Origin of the sequence: Microbacterium lacus (assembly GCF_044794305.1) — a bacterium.
Taxonomy (GTDB): domain Bacteria; phylum Actinomycetota; class Actinomycetes; order Actinomycetales; family Microbacteriaceae; genus Microbacterium; species Microbacterium lacus_B.
Map to the genome: position 1 here is coordinate 1,021,427 of NZ_CP084996.1, position 14,455 is coordinate 1,035,881.

Genomic DNA, 14,455 nt, shown 5'->3' on the forward strand with positions numbered 1-14,455 from the left:
TGCACCACCTCGCGGTCATCCGACCACAACGATTGGACGCACCACATGCTTACTGAAGAACGCACCACGCTCGAACAGCCGATTGTCGAGCATCCGCGCATCACTGTCATCGGGGTCGGATACCTCGGCGCGACGCACGCCGTCTGCATGGCGGCGCTCGGCTACGACGTCTTGGGCGTCGATGTCGATGAAAGCAAGATCGAGCAGCTTCGCGCCGGCCGCGTGCCGATGTACGAACCGGGTCTCGAAGCCAAGCTCGGCGAGGCACTCGCCTCGGGCCGACTGACGTTCACCACTGACATGGATGAGGCAGCGGCGTTCGGCGACGTGCACTTCGTGTGCGTCGGCACCCCGCAGGCCGCAGACTCGCAGGCGGCAAACCTCAGCTATGTCGAAGACGCCTTCTCTGCCCTGGCCGCGCGCATCGACCGCAAGGCACTGCTGGTGGGCAAGTCGACGGTTCCGATCGGCACCGCCGAGCGCCTGACTGCGCTGGTGTCCGAGATCTCGCCCCTGGGCGCCGAGCTCGAGCTGGCGTGGAACCCCGAGTTTCTGCGCGAAGGATTCGCGGTGGAAGACACCCTGCACCCCGATCGCCTCGTCTTCGGCGTGACGTCGGAATGGGCGGATCGTCAGCTTTCCGCCGCGTTTGCGCCGATCCTCGCGCAGGGCACCCCTGTTGTACGCACCGACCTTTCGACGGCCGAGCTCGTCAAGGTCGCGGCCAACTCGTTCCTCGCGACGAAGATCTCGTTCATCAACGCCATGGCCGAGGTCTGCGAAGCCACTGGTGCCGACGTCGACCTGCTGGCCAAGGCTCTCTCGTACGACACGCGGATCGGCGGCCGGTTTCTCAAGCCGGGGCTCGGCTTCGGCGGCGGATGCCTGCCGAAAGACATTCGTGCCTTCGCGTATCGGGCAGAAGAACTCGGTGTCGGCCAGGCGGTCGCCTTTCTCCACGAGGTCGATGAGATCAACAACCGTCGCCGCGTGCGCATGGTCGACGTGATCCGTGACCTCGCCGGGGGCAACCTCGCGGGCAAGACTGTCGCCGCACTGGGAGCAGCGTTCAAGCCGAACTCGGACGACGTCCGTGACGCACCGGCCCTGGACGTGGCACGCATGCTGTACCTCGAGGGTGCTGAGGTGCGGGTGTACGACCCCCAGGCGAACAAGAACGCGCACCGCCGCTACCCCGACCTGAACTACTCGGGTTCGATGGCCGATGCCGTGACTGACGCCGACGTGGTCGCCCTGCTCACCGAATGGGACGAGTTCGTGGACGCCGACCCGAGCATGCTGGGTGACCTCGTCCGCACCCGCCGAATCGTCGATGGTCGCGGGGCGCTCGACCGAGGCGCCTACCTCCAAGCTGGGTGGGAGTTCCGTGCTTTGGGACGCCCTGCCCACACCGCCGATCGGGCGGCGGTGACCAGCCGCCGCTAAGCGCGGTGGCTGAGGCGGCGAGGAAGGGAGCAGGTCCTTCCTCGCCGCTTTTCTCTGCCTGCCGTGCGGTGTCGCCGGTTCGTGCGACGATCCTCGCGCGGGTGACGCGCAGGGACGAAAGGGCGGGGCAGATGCGGGGCGAGGCGACCGTGCTGCACGCCGACCTCGACGCCTTCTATGCCTCGGTCGAGCAACGCGATGCGCCCGCGCTGCGCGGGCGTCCGGTGATCGTCGGCGGTGGCGTCGTGCTCGCCGCGAGCTACGAAGCGAAGGCTCGCGGCGTGCGCACGGCGATGGGCGGGCGCCAGGCGCGGGAGTTGTGTCCGGATGCCGTGGTCGTGCCCCCTCGGATGGACGCGTACTCCGCCGCGAGCAAGAACGTGTTCGCCATCTTCCGCGACACCACACCGCTCGTGGAAGGGATCTCGATCGACGAGGCGTTCCTCGAGGTCGGCGGACTGTGGCGCACGGCGGGCACGCCCGAAGCGATCGCCGTACGCCTGCGCGAACGGGTGAGGGCCGAGGTCGGGCTCCCGATCTCGGTCGGAGTCGCGCGGACGAAGTTCCTCGCCAAGGTCGCGAGCGCCGTCAGCAAACCGGACGGGCTGCTGATCGTCGAACCCGCAGGTGAGCAGGACTTTCTGCATCCGCTGCCCGTCGAAAGGCTCTGGGGGGTGGGGGCGGTGACCGCCGAGAAGCTTCACCGGTTGGGCATCACGACCGTCGGTCAACTTGCCGAACTCGAAGCCTCTGCTGCCGAGCGGGTGCTGGGCAGGGCCGCCGGTGCGCACCTGCACGCGCTCGCGCGGCTGCGTGATCCGCGGCCGGTCGACACCACGCGGAGGCGCGGATCGATCGGGTCGCAACGTGCGCTCGGCACCCGCCCGCGTGCGCCCGAAGAGCTCGACCTTTTTCTCACGCAGATCATCGATCGACTGGGCAAGCGGCTCCGCGAACGCGAACGCGTGTGCCGCACGGTCGTGCTGCGCCTGCGCTACGGCGACTTCGCGAAAGCGACGCGGTCGCGCACGGTGCGGTTTCCGACCGATCGGACGGCCGTGTTGCTCGGCGTCGCGCGGGCACTGCTCGCGGCTGCGCAGCCCGAGATCGAGGCGCGCGGCATCACGCTGATCGGTATCTCGCTCTCGGGGCTCGGGCGGGCCGAGAACGTCCAACCCGAGTTGCCGATCGACTGGGACGACGGCGAGCGCCTCGACTCCGTGCTCGATGCGGTGCGCGACCGGTTCGGCGCAGCAGCCGTCGCCCGCGCAACCCAGCTGGGCCGCGACCCGGGGTGGTCGACTCCGGTGCTGCCCGAGCACGAGTAGCTGCGCGGCTCTTAGCCGCGAGAACCCAACCCGCCGACGAGAACTCGGTTGTAGGCGGTGTCTTCGTCGAGGGACTGAGTTCTCGCGGTCAAGCGACGGGGCAAAATGGAGGCATGCCCGCCGTCCATCGCCCCGGTCTTCGGATCGGCTCGGGAGTCACGATTCCCGAGTCCGAGCTCTCGTGGCGGTTCTCGCGGTCATCGGGCCCGGGCGGTCAGGGCGTCAACACGGCTGACTCGCGGGTGGAGCTCGTGTGGGATGCCGCGCACTCGGCCGCCCTCTCCCCCGTGCAACGCCAGCGCGTGCTCGACAGGTTGAACGGCCGCTTGGTCGACGGAGTGCTGACGATCGCGGCATCCGAACACCGCGCACAAGTTCGCAATCGCGATGCCGCGCGTGCGCGCCTCGTCGACCTGCTCGCGCAGGCCCTGCTGCCGCCGTCGCCGCCCAGGCGCGCGACAAAGCCGACTCACGGGTCGAAAGAGCGTCGGCTGGACGAGAAGAAGCGTCGCACCGATGTGAAGCGCCTGCGCCGCGCACCGCACGACTGATTCAGCGACTACCCGCCTACGGCACGGAGGTCAAGGGCCTTGGTGTCGGTCCGAGGCCGGTGCAAGCCTGGGTGAAGAGCACCTAAAGATGCCACGAATCCTAGGAGGACGCATGCCCTACACGGTCGGATACTTTGTGGGGAGCCTGTCCTCCACCTCGATCAATCGCGTTCTGGCGAAGGCGTTGATCGGCGTGGCGCCTGAAGATCTCACGTTCACTGAGATCCCGCTTCGCGATCTGCCGCTCTATACCCCCGACTTCGACGCCGACTTCCCGCCCGAGGCGCGCGCGTTCAAGACCGCGATCGCCGAGACGGACGCGGTCATGTTCGTGACGCCGGAATACAACCGTTCGATCCCGGGCGGTCTGAAGAACGCGATCGACTGGGCATCGCGTCCGTCGGGCGAAAACTCGTTCGATCACATCCCCGCAGCCGTGATCGGCGCATCGGTTGGCTCAATCGGCACCGCGGTCGCGCAACAGAGCCTCCGTGGTGTGCTCAGCTACTGCAACGCCCGGCAGATGACCGAGGCCTACATCCATTTCATACCGGGCGACTACGCCGAGGACGGATCCGTCAACAACCCCGACACAGAGAAGTTCCTCCGCGACTTCATGTCGGAGTTCCGCGATCACATCGAGCGCGTCCTGACCGTGTTGCCACGTCCGGATGCGACTGACGACCGAACAACGAAAGGATAAGCAGATGTCTGATCCGAAAGACCCGACCGAAGAGCCGCTGATCACCGAGGTCCCGGCCGAGCAGACTCGAGACGACGACGAGGGATTTCAGCCCGTTGTCCCAGATGGCGTCCCGGCGAGCAAGCCCGCGCACCCGGACCCGAAGGACGCTGAGCACCCGCCTCCGCGACGGCACTGAAAGACCGCCACCGATCACGTCGATTTCGGGCGGAGCGAAAGCGTCAGCCGAGGTCGGGCCCTGAGGCGATGTCGACGCCGTGGTTGTCGGGCGACGCCAGAGTCCACCACATGGGAGCGTACGAGGCGTCGACGAGCCGTCCGCCAGCGGCGAGCGCCGCGTCGACCCGGGCCTGGGCGTGATCAGCCGGCACATAGATGTCCATGTGCGTTCTACCTCGTGACGGCACGTCCCCCGCGATCGGGTTGAACGCGAGTGAGGGTCCGCGACGCAGCGGGTCGACAGCATCCGAGTCCCACATCGGTTCGTATCCGAGCGCGGCCATGAAGAACGGCCGCGCATCGATCGCGGAGTGCTGGGCAACATAGATGCTGAGTGATTGCGCACGCGACGGGTCGGGGCGCAGGTTCAGCTCGCTCGCCGCGCGCGACACCATCGCGGCGAACTCCGGCGCACCCGCCGGAACGCCCTCGTCGCCGCCGTGCGGAATGCGCACCGCGATCGCTTCGGGGCGCACGTCTATGTCGGGCCGGATGCCGAGGCTCTCGGCCGCCGCAACCACCGGGCCGACCAGCCCGGCCGCCTGGACGAGCGACTCCGCCATGAACACCGCTTCGGGCCCGGCCGCGGTGACTCGCCAGTCGGCGACTCCCGGGGACCGGTGGAACTCGGCCACCGAGATCCGGCCGTGGCCACTTGTTGACTCACTCATTCGGCCCACGCTACGCCTGGCCGGAGACACACGGAACGCCGAACCCATTGACCGCGAGAACCCAGTCCGCCGACGAGAGCACGGTTGTGGGCGGGGTTCTCGTCGAGGGAGTGGGTTCTCGCCGCCTAGGCACGAACCACCTGCACGGTCGCGAGGGTCGGGTCGGCCGCGTACGCGATGCGTCCGCCGTCGACCAAGGCGGCGCGCAGCGCGCCCAGAGCCTCAGAAGTCACGGTTTCACCAGGCGCGAGCACCGGAACTCCGGGTGGGTAGGGAGCGATCAGTTCTGCGCAGACACGGCCGATCGCAGCATCCGCCGGCACTGTCTCGTGCGCAGCAAAGAAGGCCGCACGCGGATCCATCGCCTGTTCGGCGCGCACCGACCATGCCGCCGACGCCGTGATCATGCGCGGCGTCCCCCGGTGCCGCGAGATTGAGGCCACCAGCTGGCCGAGAAACCGATCCACGGTCTCGACGGAGTCAGCGACCGTGATCATCGGCACGAGCACCTCGCGGTCGGCCATCTCAAGGGTCATGCCCTGCGCGTTCAGGTCGCGTTCGATCGCGTGCCCGTGAGCGCCCGTGCCAGCGAGCAGCACGACGAGCTTGGCCGGATCCACCGCGAACTCGCCGTCCGGGTGCTCTGCGTCACGCCCGGTCAGCACTTCAACTCCTTCTACCGAAAGCAGTCGCGTACGCGCACGCGATACCAGGTCGACGACCCCCGAAATCAACGATTCCCCATCGCGCTCGAGCATCGCCCGCGAGGCATCTACGCTCGCGATGATCACCCCCGCAACGCTCGTCGTGTGGGTCGCGTCGAAGGCGCGTTCCAGCCGGTCTGCATCGAGATAACCGCCGGATGCTGTCGTCCGAGCGAGCAGCAGAGCACCCTGGCTCCACGCCGGCAGCGACTTGTGCGCACTCGTGACCAGTGCGTCCGCGCCGCGCGCCAGCGCGTGGTCGGGGACGCGTGCCGAGAACCCGAAGTACGCCGCCCAGGCCGCATCGACCACGAGCGGAACGCCGGCTTCGTGTGAAGCATCCGCCAGTTCTTCGATTTTCGACAGGGTGCCGACGTACGAGGGGTCTCCGATGAGCACCGCACACGCGTCCGGGTTCGCAGCGAGCGCCGCGCGCACCGCGTCGACCGGTACGGCCCCGGGAAGCCCGGTCACCACGTCGAGAGCGGGAGTCACCCACACCGGGCGGAGGCCGGCGAGGACGATGCCGAGCAGAACCGAGCGGTGCAGGGTGCGCGAGACGATGACCGTCTGCCCCGGCCGACCGAGCGCGAGCACGATCGCCTGGTTGGCGTGGGTCGAGCCGCCGACCGAGATGCGACACCAGTCGGTGCCCCACGCCCGCGCTGCGCGCGCTTCGGCGTCGGCAAGCCGGCCGTGGTCTTGTTTCATCGTGTCGAGGCCTGCGAGCATCGGCACATCGCCCTGAATCAGGTCGCCGACGAGTTCGCGGCGATGCTTGTGGCCGGGAATGCTCATCGGCTGCACCTCCCCCGCCTGCGCGGCGTCGGTGAAGCGCAGCCACGCGGCGAACAGCGGGGCGTCGGCGGCATAGCCGCGCGGGTCGCGATCGGTCATGGCGTTGCCTCCAAGAATCTGCGCGCAGCGTCGGCCACCGCGTGGGCGAAGTGTTCGAGCTGCGAGGCATCCACCCACTCGTCGATCGCGTGCAGCCCGCCGCCCGCCGGTCCGCACACCACCGTCGGCACGCCCGCCGCCTGCCAGAGCGCAGACTCCATCCAGTACGGAGCCCCGGTGCGCCGGGCGTTTGGTGTGCCCGCTTTCTCGAGCGCATCGCCCAGCAATCCGGCGAACTCCGCGGCCGCGCCTGTCTCGTCTTGCTCCCATGCATCGCGTGTGAGCCTGAGTCTGGCGTCGGCGGTGAGCCCCGGAACCGCGGCAGTCACCCGCTCGAGCAACACGCGGACTTCGGCGAGCGCATCGGCCGGAGACTCCCCCGGCACCGTGCGGCGTTCGATCACGACTTCGGCTTGGGCTGCGACGCTGAATGGCGCCGTGCCCGCGCGCACGACCGTGGCCATCAGCGTTCCAGCGCCGAGAAGCGGATGCTGTGCCCCCGCCCTCAAAGCACCGTCAGCGTTCTCGACCTCGGTGAGCAGGCGGTTCAGCCCACGGATCGCATCGACCCCTTCGCCCGGCTGCGACGAGTGCGCGGCCCGGCCGTGGAGCGTCACCTCGACGACGGAATAGCCCCGGTGCGCGATCGCAAGGTCGAGCCAGGTCGGCTCGGCGATCAGGCACAGATTGGGTCGCATGCTCCGCGCGGAGAGATCTGCGATCACTGCTTCCGCACCAAGGCTCGCGTCTTCTTCATCGGCGACGAGCGCGACGATGACCTTTCCCGGAGCGTCGGTGGCGGCCAGGTGCTCGGCCGCGACGATGAGCCCGGCGACGCCGCCCTTCATGTCGGACGTTCCGCGCCCGTAAAGCCGATCGCCCTCGATCCGGGCCGAGAACGGGTCGGGCATGCCCTCGACGCCGACCGTGTCGAGGTGTCCGTTGAGCACGATCGTGCGGCCGGAGCGCGTGCCGGTGTACTCGGCGATGACGCTGACGCGGCGGTGATCTGTTGTGTCGACCAGGGTACGGACGATGAACCCGGATGCCTCGAGCCTTGCGCCGATGAACGCTGCGAGTTCCGCTTCCCCGGCTGCGCCTTCGGTGAGCCCGGGGTTGACCGAGTCGATCGCCACGAGCGCGGTGGTGAGGTCGACCGCTTGGGTGGGCGGCGGGGTGGGGCTCATGGCACGACACTATCGACCGAGGCGCGAGCGCTTTGGTTGACGCACAATGCCGAGCGCTCGTCCCTCCCGCTCGCGAGACCCGAACGGCGCGCACATCAGACACCCAGCCCGAGGGGCTATGCTGAATCTTGATAGGCCGGGTTCTCATCGGTCTCGCCCCGGCCGCGTGGTAACGGTCGGGGCTTTTTCATTCCCTCCGGCGTGCAAGCCGCGCCGACGTAGTCCGATCGACCCTCGGTCGCTCACTCCAGGCAGAACTCGTTGCCCTCCGGGTCTCGCAGTTGGTAGTACACCTCGGGCCACGCACCCCAGGTCTGGTCGACGAGTCTGACCACCTCTGCCCCGAGCGCGACCAGCCGGTCTTTCTCGGCGTCGAGTTCTTCACGCGTCGGCCTGCGGCCCGGTGTCGAGCGCACGTCCATGTGCAGTCGATTGCGGCCGACCTTGGCTCCGTCGGCGTGGTGGAAGAACAATCGCGGGCCATTCACACCTTCGGGAGGTTCGGCCAGCGCGCGTTTCGCGAGGTCGGCCTCGGTCAGCCCTGAGGCGAGAAGTTGGCTCTTGAGAGGCTCCTCCCACTCGACGAGTGGGTAGCCGAACACCTCGGCCCAGAAGTGCGAGAGCCGACGCGGATCATTCGCGTAGAACGTGATGTTGCCCAGTTTCGATGGTGTGGCTGGTATGGGCCCCGCTCCTGACGACACGGCTTCTGAAGACACGGCGACCTCCTGTGGTTCGATGCGCGCCAGGCTACTCGGGGTCACCCCCAGTGGTTCTACCGATCGCTTCGGGCGCGATCCAGCTGACCACGGTCGGCGGCGATCCGATCCTCGTGTTCGGCAAGCGATGGATGCTCTAGGGCGTCGGCACGAGGCCGCTCGTCGCCGGAGTCGCCCACGTATCGGGCAAGGGTCCGACGGCCGAGATCCTCGGATCCTCGGCACTGGAACGCCAACTCGTCGCGGAACTCGGAGTCGCCAACATCGCGATGGGCCTCGCGGGCTTGCTGACTACCCTTTGCGACGGGCGATCCCGACGCCGATCAGCACAATACCGACGACAAGCACGATCGGGCCGACGACGGCCCAGAACGATGATCCGCTCATCGCGGATCCGCCCAACACGTTGAGGCCCTGGAGGGTCCAGATTCCGCCGAGCACCGCAAGGATCACCCCAAGGACGATGGGCCAGGTCCGCTTCATGTGCTCACCTTAGCGATCGTGCGGGATGAGCCGCACCGGCCCTTTCCCGGCAGTGTTGATGGTGAGCCTGTCGACGCCGTCGAGTGTGTAACTTTCTCAATTGAGAGCGCGCGTCGTCGAGGGAATCGCGCCGTCCGCGTAGAGGTCCTTCGCGACGTCCTGCAGCGCGGTCAGTGCGACCCGCTGGGTCATCGGACCGTACGTGATGCGGGCCACGCCCAGCGCCTCGTACTCGGCAGCCGTCAGGGCTCCGGGCAGTCCGATCACGCTGACCTTGCGGTCACCGATTCCCTCGACGAGCTGCCGAGTCACATCTGCTTTGAGGATTCCCGGGACGAACACCGTCGTCGCGCCTGCCGCGAGATAGGCACGCCCACGCTCGATTGCATCGGCGATCGACTCGGCCACAGGGCGGTCGCCAGCGCGGACGAAGGCATCCGTCCGCGCATTGAGCACGAACGGAATTCCCTCGGCCTCGCCCGCCGCGATGGCTGCCTCGACAACGGCAACCGACTCAGCCAGCGGCTTGAGGCGGTCTTCGATGTTTGCTCCGACTACGCCAGCAGCGATGGCCTTGCGCACCGTCTCCCCCGCGTCACCGAACCCGGCATCGAGGTCGGCGGTGACAGGCAGGTCGACGGCCTCCGCGATGCGGCGCACCATGTCGAGCATGACCTCGAGCGGGATGTTCTCACCGTCCTTGTACCCGAAGGTCGCAGCGATGGAGTGTCCGGCAGTCGCGATCGCTTTCGTCTCAGGAAGGGCAACGATCGCCTTCGCCGAGACAACGTCCCACACGTTGACGAGGCGAAGGATCTGGGGCGCGGTGTGCAGCTGGGCGAGGTTCTCGGCGTGAGCGACATGAGTGGTCATCCCTCCACGCTACGGCTTCGGTGTGCGGTCCGGGTCGCCAGATTTACGCGATGAGCGGATGCTTCGGCCCGCCCACCCATCTATGGTTGACCGCTCTCGACCGCTAGATTTGCCCAGACGGCGAGCACGGATTCGGAGGCTGAAATGTCCGCGTCAGATAGAGAGCGCAGCATCCTGCTGATCGCGCGCATCGTGAGCGCTGTCTTCCTGCTGGCCGCGGGCGGAATCCACCTGTTCTTGGTCGTGAACGGCACGGGAGGCATCCTGGGCGTGATGTTCGTCCTCAACTTCGTCGCCGGTGCTGTGCTGGGGATCGGGATGCTGGTGGTCCCGGCTCGATTCCTGCTCGGTGTCACCGTGCTCGGGCTGTTGTTCATGATCGCAAGTCTCGCCGCGCTCCTCCTCGCCCTCACTGTCGGGCTGTTCGGCATCCGGTCGAGCTGGGAGTACCTGCTCGCGCCCGAGACGGTGATCCTCGAGTCGATCGGGGTCGTCGTGCTCGCGGTCGCGACGGTGATCGTGTTCCGACACCGGAGGGCAGAGCTCGAGCTCAGCCGCTGAACGCGGCGACGAACCGGTCGCGGAAGGCATCCATGCGCCATGCCGGGGCGTCCGGGGATGGACGGAAGCCGGCATCCCACCCCCACTGCTCTATCTGCTCGAACACTGCGGCGTCCTTCGACACGATCGTGATCGGCACGTCGCTGTCGGCCCCCGGTCCGCTCACGATGCGTGAGGGCTGGTGGTCGCCGACCAGTACGAGCACCAGATGAGGCGGGTCGTAGGTCTCGAGGAAGGAAAGGGTCGCGCCGAGGGAGTACTCGATGGCCTCCGCGTACGCGGCGCGGACGCGCTGCTCGTCCGGCCAGACGTCAGCCGAGGCTTTGTCTTCACCATCGAAGATCGAGCCGTCGCCGAGATCAGACCACGAGACGAGACGGGGATTCGGAGTCCACGGGGTGTGCGACGAGACGAGGTCGACCTCGGCCATGATCGGCGTGCCGCTTCGCGAGAGCTCCTCGTCGAAGAATCGTTGCCAGGTGAACTGGTCGGGCACGCGTGCGAAGCCGAACGCAGGCCCCCGGAAGTCCAGTGAGCGCTCGTCGAGCATTCGGTCGTAGCCGTAGAGGGCGGCGCCCTCGGGCCACGGCGCGGTGTGGGCGGGATTGACTGCGACCGTGCGCCAGGCCGCCTCACCGAAGAGGCGACTCAGCGTCATGCGGTCACTGGACAGCAGCGTGTCGTACTTCTGCTGCGAGTCCACCCACATACCGCTCTGCAGCGTGCCGTGCGCGAGCCAGCTCTCACCGCCGAAGGTCGGCGAAGTCAGGAACGCGCTCTCCGCGCGGTAGCCGCTCTGCGTCAGCCGGGTCGCGTACTCGTCGATCACGCGTTCGATCCCTGCCATCGGCCCGGTGCCCGACACCGCGACCTCGCCGTAGCTCTCGACGAACGCGACGACGACGTCTGTGCCGCGCAATCCGGTGAGGAGCTCTTCGGCGGGCCGGGAGCGCAGAGGGTCTTCTCTTAACGCCTGGGCGAAGGTATCCCGGTCGCGGATGCTCTGCACCGACTGCACGGCCGCGGACTGAAGGGTCGTCGCGACATCCGCCGCGGCGAGAGGCACGGCGGTGGGATGTTGCGCCCCGGCGAGCGCGAGCGCGATCCACGTCACCGCCGCCGCCGTGACCGCGATGGGCGCCCGCGGCCGGGAGTGCGACAGCATCCCCCCGCACCGCAGTGCACATCGGGCGATCACGACCACTGCGGCGGTCGCGAGCCCCAGGACGATGACGGCGACGAGTGCCGCGTTGACATGTCCCGCGACGTCTCGGACGACGTTGTAGGCGTTGATCACCGCGCGCCAGTCCTCGGTGGGTGCGAAGCCGCGATCGATTGTCGCGACGAACGCGAGGTCGAGCAGGGCGATGACGGCCGCGACGACGCAGACCGCCCCGAAGGCGTAGGCCACGATCCTCTGGGGCATACCGTCGGGCAGGGCGAGGACGAGCAGGAGCAGCAGGATGGTCTCGACGGGTAGCCGCAGCGAGGCCGGTGTGCCGCTGCTGACCGCTCCGGCGACGAGGGGGGCGGCGATCACCACCGCCCACGCGACAAGGCTGGCGACGAACGCGCGCCCTCCCGGGGGCACCCCCGGGAGGGAATCGCGGATCGTGGCGCGCGTCATGACTTCATCCTGACACCGTGGGAACGAGAGGGATCGGGCGGCAGCGCCGGCGTGCCGCGGAGTGGCGTGTGCCGCGGCGAGAGAGCGAGAAGATCTTCACGCGTCGTCGGCAGAGACTCGGGCCGGCGAGGTGCGTAACACCTTCCGGCGACGATGGCAACCCCACCTCGATTTCATGGTCGATCTCGGCCGGCGCGCGTACGATTACGCGATCGCACGACGAAGGGATACGAGAATGACCGACATCCAGGGAAACTCCGACCACACCCAGGCGGGGCGAGACGCCGCGGAGCAAGTGAGCGCGTCCGCCGCTGAGGCCGCAGAATCGCTCGGCGCCACGACGGAGCAGATTGCTGACGAGGTCTCGGCCAGTGCCGAAGCCGCGAGTAGTGACGCCGCAGGAACCGTGAGCGACATCGCCGACAAAGTGAGCGCGAAGGTCGGCGACGTTGTTGATGGAGCCAAGGACGCTGCGGCGCAGGCGAGCGCGGCCGCCGGAAAAGCCGCGGATGCAGCCGTCGATGCCGCGAAGGCCGCCACCGCGAGTATCAAGGACGCCGCGGGCGACGTCGATCTAGACAGCCTTGTCGCAGGCACCAGGGCGGTCGCAGTCGACTGGACCGACAAGCTGAAGCAGACCTATCGCGAGCGTCCGGGCGTCGTGATCGCGGCAGCCGCTGGCGCTGCGGTGGTGCTGGGCGCGATAGTGCGCTCGATCGGTCGTCGCTGACACTGACGCTCGCTCTGTATCCACGCCAGCGAGGAGTGGATACAGAGCGCTGCGCGTGCTCGGGATCAACGCCTGATTGATTGTCGTGAGAATGAGCGGTGGCTCCCTTGGGCGCGATTGGGATCCTCGAGCGTGGTCTGTTACTCCGCGAAGCGTAGCCCGCGCGCGTCGAGCTCCTGTGCGAGGATTCGCACGGCCTTCTGACCGACGCCATGGATCTGCAGGAGGTCGGACGCGGTGAACGAAGTGAGCTGAGCGAATCGCGTAATGCCGTGCACGGCGAGCTCACGCCGCGCGACCTTCCCGAGTGATTCCGGGAACTCAGATTCGCCTTCCACGCGAATACCCTACCGACCGCAGACAGCAGGGCTCGGACTCGATCCCTGAACGAACACTGCGCGGTGGTTGCGAGACTCGGCCCTGTCAGAGGAGGGCGGCGGCTGCGCGCAGGCCCTCAGCATCCGCCGCGGCCCAGCGTGTGACGATGCGTCGGGCGCGTTCGGCTTCCGTGCCCGACAGGCCGGCGAGCAGGGGTCGCACCACGTCGAGGGCGAGCGGCTCGATGAGACCGGGCACGCGGACATCCCGGAGGAACCCCTCGATGCGGGTGAGGTCGTTGCCGGTGAGCGTGTCGACCTGCCCCTGCAGCAGAACGATCGCCGCAAGGCGACGCTCGAAGACCGGCTCGGCCCACAGTTCCGACGCGAGTGCGGTGATGTCATCGTGCTGGAGGTTTCGATGGCGCTGAAGCGCGTCGCGGACGGTACCGCGAACGGCGCCGACCGACGTACCGTACACGCGCAAGCCGCCCACCGATGCATCGCCGTCCGCCCAGGCGCGCCACTCCGACGCCTCGGCTCGCAGCGTGCGGTCGATGAAGGCGGCGGCGGGGGTCTCCACAGCTCTATCCTCGCCCCACGTCAGATCTGACACCCGCAATCAATCGAGAGATCCGGTGCAGCAAACCGCGATGATGCTATGCGGGAGATCTGAGGGGCTCCAGGCCAGTGAGGACGAGGTCGAGGCCGAAGAGGAACTCTTCCGACGGGTCGTAGTTCGCAGCGACGAGCGCCGCGGCGGACTCGTTGAGATAGGGGAACTCGTCGGGAGGGAGCTGGGGAAGGTAGACGTCCTCGGTCATATCCGCGAGCTCGCCGGCGGTGTCGAACGGCAGGCTGGCTTCTTGCAGGGCGTGGCCGTAGACGTAGCTGTTGATCAGCCAGTTGGCGTGCGTCGCGGCCAGGACCGAGAAGCCGGCCTTTCGCAGGCAGGCCGTTACCGCTTCGCGGTGACGGAGGTTCGCCGGCCCGGGCGTCGTCCGAGACTCCATCAGGCTGATTGCCCACGGGTGTCGAGCGAGAACCTGTCGGGTGGACGCCGCCTCCTGGCGCATCGCCGACTGCCAATCGATCTCGTCAGACGGGCGCTCGATCTCGGAGAACACGACGTCGATCATGGCGTCCAGAAGCTCGTCCTTGCTTGCGACGTAGTGGTAGAGCGACATCGCGCCCGCACCGAGCACGCCGGCGAGCCGCCGCATGCTCAGCCTGTCCACGCCCTCGCCGTCGGCGAGCCGCACTGCTTCGTCAACCACTCGCTGCTTGCTCAGCCCGGCGTCTGACGCGACCTGGGGTTGTTCCTTCGCAGACATGGATCTCCTCGCTCGAACGACTTGACAATCGTACAGCGTACGGGCATAGTACAGCGTACGACGTACGATGTACGAACGGGAACCACAAGCGCCCGACACGAGAAC

Annotated in this window: 17 protein-coding genes; 7 read left to right on the plus strand and 10 right to left on the minus strand. The window is 67.8% G+C overall.

What is annotated here, in order from left to right; all coding sequences use genetic code 11:
* Positions 1-45 precede the first annotated feature (45 nt).
* From LG299_RS05020 to LG299_RS05040, 5 genes are all read left to right on the plus strand, one after another.
* Positions 46-1,446, plus strand: a complete 1,401-nt coding sequence (locus LG299_RS05020; protein WP_404433867.1) for a UDP-glucose dehydrogenase family protein — start codon at positions 46-48, stop codon at positions 1,444-1,446.
* 131 nt (positions 1,447-1,577) lie between these two features.
* Positions 1,578-2,774 (plus strand): DNA polymerase IV, encoded by a 1,197-nt coding sequence (gene dinB, locus LG299_RS05025; RefSeq protein ID WP_404434810.1) that lies wholly within the window; start codon positions 1,578-1,580, stop codon positions 2,772-2,774.
* A gap of 113 nt (positions 2,775-2,887) precedes the next feature.
* The gene (gene arfB, locus LG299_RS05030; RefSeq protein ID WP_404433868.1) at positions 2,888-3,325 is read left to right on the plus strand and encodes an alternative ribosome rescue aminoacyl-tRNA hydrolase ArfB; all 438 of its coding nucleotides are present in this window, start codon (positions 2,888-2,890) and stop codon (positions 3,323-3,325) included.
* 112 nt (positions 3,326-3,437) lie between these two features.
* On the plus strand, positions 3,438-4,028 hold the full coding sequence (locus tag LG299_RS05035) for an NADPH-dependent FMN reductase (protein ID WP_404433869.1): 591 nt from the start codon (positions 3,438-3,440) through the stop codon (positions 4,026-4,028).
* A 4-nt stretch (positions 4,029-4,032) separates the two neighbouring features.
* Positions 4,033-4,206, plus strand: coding sequence for a hypothetical protein (locus LG299_RS05040; RefSeq protein ID WP_404433870.1), 174 nt, complete (start codon positions 4,033-4,035; stop codon positions 4,204-4,206).
* A 43-nt stretch (positions 4,207-4,249) separates the two neighbouring features.
* Here the strand turns inward: LG299_RS05040 and LG299_RS05045 are convergent, their stop codons facing one another.
* The 6 genes from LG299_RS05045 to LG299_RS05070 all read right to left on the minus strand — a co-directional run bounded on the left by LG299_RS05045 (position 4,250) and on the right by LG299_RS05070 (position 9,781).
* The gene (locus LG299_RS05045) at positions 4,250-4,918 is read right to left on the minus strand and encodes a VOC family protein (RefSeq protein ID WP_404433871.1); all 669 of its coding nucleotides are present in this window, start codon (positions 4,916-4,918) and stop codon (positions 4,250-4,252) included.
* A gap of 125 nt (positions 4,919-5,043) precedes the next feature.
* Complete coding sequence (locus tag LG299_RS05050) at positions 5,044-6,519, minus strand: aminotransferase class I/II-fold pyridoxal phosphate-dependent enzyme (RefSeq protein ID WP_404433872.1); 1,476 nt, start codon at positions 6,517-6,519, stop codon at positions 5,044-5,046.
* Positions 6,516-7,706: a M20/M25/M40 family metallo-hydrolase gene (locus LG299_RS05055; protein WP_404433873.1), complete on the minus strand. Its 1,191-nt coding sequence runs from the start codon at positions 7,704-7,706 to the stop codon at positions 6,516-6,518. The genes LG299_RS05050 and LG299_RS05055 overlap by 4 nt, the downstream gene beginning before the upstream one ends.
* Positions 7,707-7,948: 242 nt before the next feature.
* Complete coding sequence (locus LG299_RS05060) at positions 7,949-8,425, minus strand: VOC family protein (protein ID WP_404433874.1); 477 nt, start codon at positions 8,423-8,425, stop codon at positions 7,949-7,951.
* 291 nt (positions 8,426-8,716) lie between these two features.
* Positions 8,717-8,908: a hypothetical protein gene (locus tag LG299_RS05065; RefSeq protein ID WP_404433875.1), complete on the minus strand. Its 192-nt coding sequence runs from the start codon at positions 8,906-8,908 to the stop codon at positions 8,717-8,719.
* Between the two features lie 96 nt (positions 8,909-9,004).
* A complete protein-coding gene (locus tag LG299_RS05070) occupies positions 9,005-9,781 on the minus strand; it encodes an isocitrate lyase/phosphoenolpyruvate mutase family protein (RefSeq protein ID WP_404433876.1) in 777 nt (258 codons plus the stop codon).
* A 144-nt stretch (positions 9,782-9,925) separates the two neighbouring features.
* Here LG299_RS05070 and LG299_RS05075 point away from each other — a divergent pair, with 144 nt between their 5' ends.
* The gene (locus tag LG299_RS05075) at positions 9,926-10,342 is read left to right on the plus strand and encodes a hypothetical protein (RefSeq protein ID WP_404433877.1); all 417 of its coding nucleotides are present in this window, start codon (positions 9,926-9,928) and stop codon (positions 10,340-10,342) included.
* On the opposite strand, the gene LG299_RS05080 is transcribed toward LG299_RS05075, so the two are convergent.
* Positions 10,332-11,969, minus strand: a complete 1,638-nt coding sequence (locus LG299_RS05080) for a CDP-alcohol phosphatidyltransferase (protein ID WP_404433878.1) — start codon at positions 11,967-11,969, stop codon at positions 10,332-10,334. The two genes, LG299_RS05075 and LG299_RS05080, sit on opposite strands and share 11 nt — an antisense overlap.
* Positions 11,970-12,204: 235 nt before the next feature.
* On the opposite strand from LG299_RS05080, the gene LG299_RS05085 reads away from it, so the two are divergent.
* Positions 12,205-12,699, plus strand: coding sequence for a hypothetical protein (locus tag LG299_RS05085; RefSeq protein WP_404433879.1), 495 nt, complete (start codon positions 12,205-12,207; stop codon positions 12,697-12,699).
* A gap of 140 nt (positions 12,700-12,839) precedes the next feature.
* Here LG299_RS05085 and LG299_RS05090 read toward each other — a convergent pair whose 3' ends face one another.
* The 3 genes from LG299_RS05090 to LG299_RS05100 form a co-directional block, all read right to left on the minus strand.
* Positions 12,840-13,037 (minus strand): hypothetical protein, encoded by a 198-nt coding sequence (locus tag LG299_RS05090; RefSeq protein ID WP_404433880.1) that lies wholly within the window; start codon positions 13,035-13,037, stop codon positions 12,840-12,842.
* 85 nt (positions 13,038-13,122) lie between these two features.
* Positions 13,123-13,599: a DNA alkylation repair protein gene (locus tag LG299_RS05095; protein WP_404433881.1), complete on the minus strand. Its 477-nt coding sequence runs from the start codon at positions 13,597-13,599 to the stop codon at positions 13,123-13,125.
* A gap of 76 nt (positions 13,600-13,675) precedes the next feature.
* Entirely contained in the window at positions 13,676-14,350 is a 675-nt protein-coding gene (locus tag LG299_RS05100) for a TetR/AcrR family transcriptional regulator (protein ID WP_404433882.1), read from the minus strand.
* Positions 14,351-14,455: the final 105 nt, after the last annotated feature.

What these genes read in the sequence shown, in the direction of transcription:
- LG299_RS05065 (WP_404433875.1), bottom strand. Translation starts at nt 8,908, where the DNA reads ATGAAGCGGACCTGGCCCATCGTCCTTGGGGTGATCCTTGCGGTGCTC.
- LG299_RS05035 (WP_404433869.1), top strand. Translation starts at nt 3,438, where the DNA reads ATGCCCTACACGGTCGGATACTTTGTGGGGAGCCTGTCCTCCACCTCG.
- arfB (WP_404433868.1), top strand. Translation starts at nt 2,888, where the DNA reads ATGCCCGCCGTCCATCGCCCCGGTCTTCGGATCGGCTCGGGAGTCACG.
- LG299_RS05100 (WP_404433882.1), bottom strand. Translation starts at nt 14,350, where the DNA reads ATGTCTGCGAAGGAACAACCCCAGGTCGCGTCAGACGCCGGGCTGAGC.
- LG299_RS05080 (WP_404433878.1), bottom strand. Translation starts at nt 11,969, where the DNA reads ATGACGCGCGCCACGATCCGCGATTCCCTCCCGGGGGTGCCCCCGGGA.
- LG299_RS05070 (WP_404433876.1), bottom strand. Translation starts at nt 9,781, where the DNA reads ATGACCACTCATGTCGCTCACGCCGAGAACCTCGCCCAGCTGCACACC.
- LG299_RS05085 (WP_404433879.1), top strand. Translation starts at nt 12,205, where the DNA reads ATGACCGACATCCAGGGAAACTCCGACCACACCCAGGCGGGGCGAGAC.
- dinB (WP_404434810.1), top strand. Translation starts at nt 1,578, where the DNA reads ATGCGGGGCGAGGCGACCGTGCTGCACGCCGACCTCGACGCCTTCTAT.
- LG299_RS05050 (WP_404433872.1), bottom strand. Translation starts at nt 6,519, where the DNA reads ATGACCGATCGCGACCCGCGCGGCTATGCCGCCGACGCCCCGCTGTTC.
- LG299_RS05040 (WP_404433870.1), top strand. Translation starts at nt 4,033, where the DNA reads ATGTCTGATCCGAAAGACCCGACCGAAGAGCCGCTGATCACCGAGGTC.
- LG299_RS05045 (WP_404433871.1), bottom strand. Translation starts at nt 4,918, where the DNA reads ATGAGTGAGTCAACAAGTGGCCACGGCCGGATCTCGGTGGCCGAGTTC.
- LG299_RS05055 (WP_404433873.1), bottom strand. Translation starts at nt 7,706, where the DNA reads ATGAGCCCCACCCCGCCGCCCACCCAAGCGGTCGACCTCACCACCGCG.
- LG299_RS05020 (WP_404433867.1), top strand. Translation starts at nt 46, where the DNA reads ATGCTTACTGAAGAACGCACCACGCTCGAACAGCCGATTGTCGAGCAT.
- LG299_RS05075 (WP_404433877.1), top strand. Translation starts at nt 9,926, where the DNA reads ATGTCCGCGTCAGATAGAGAGCGCAGCATCCTGCTGATCGCGCGCATC.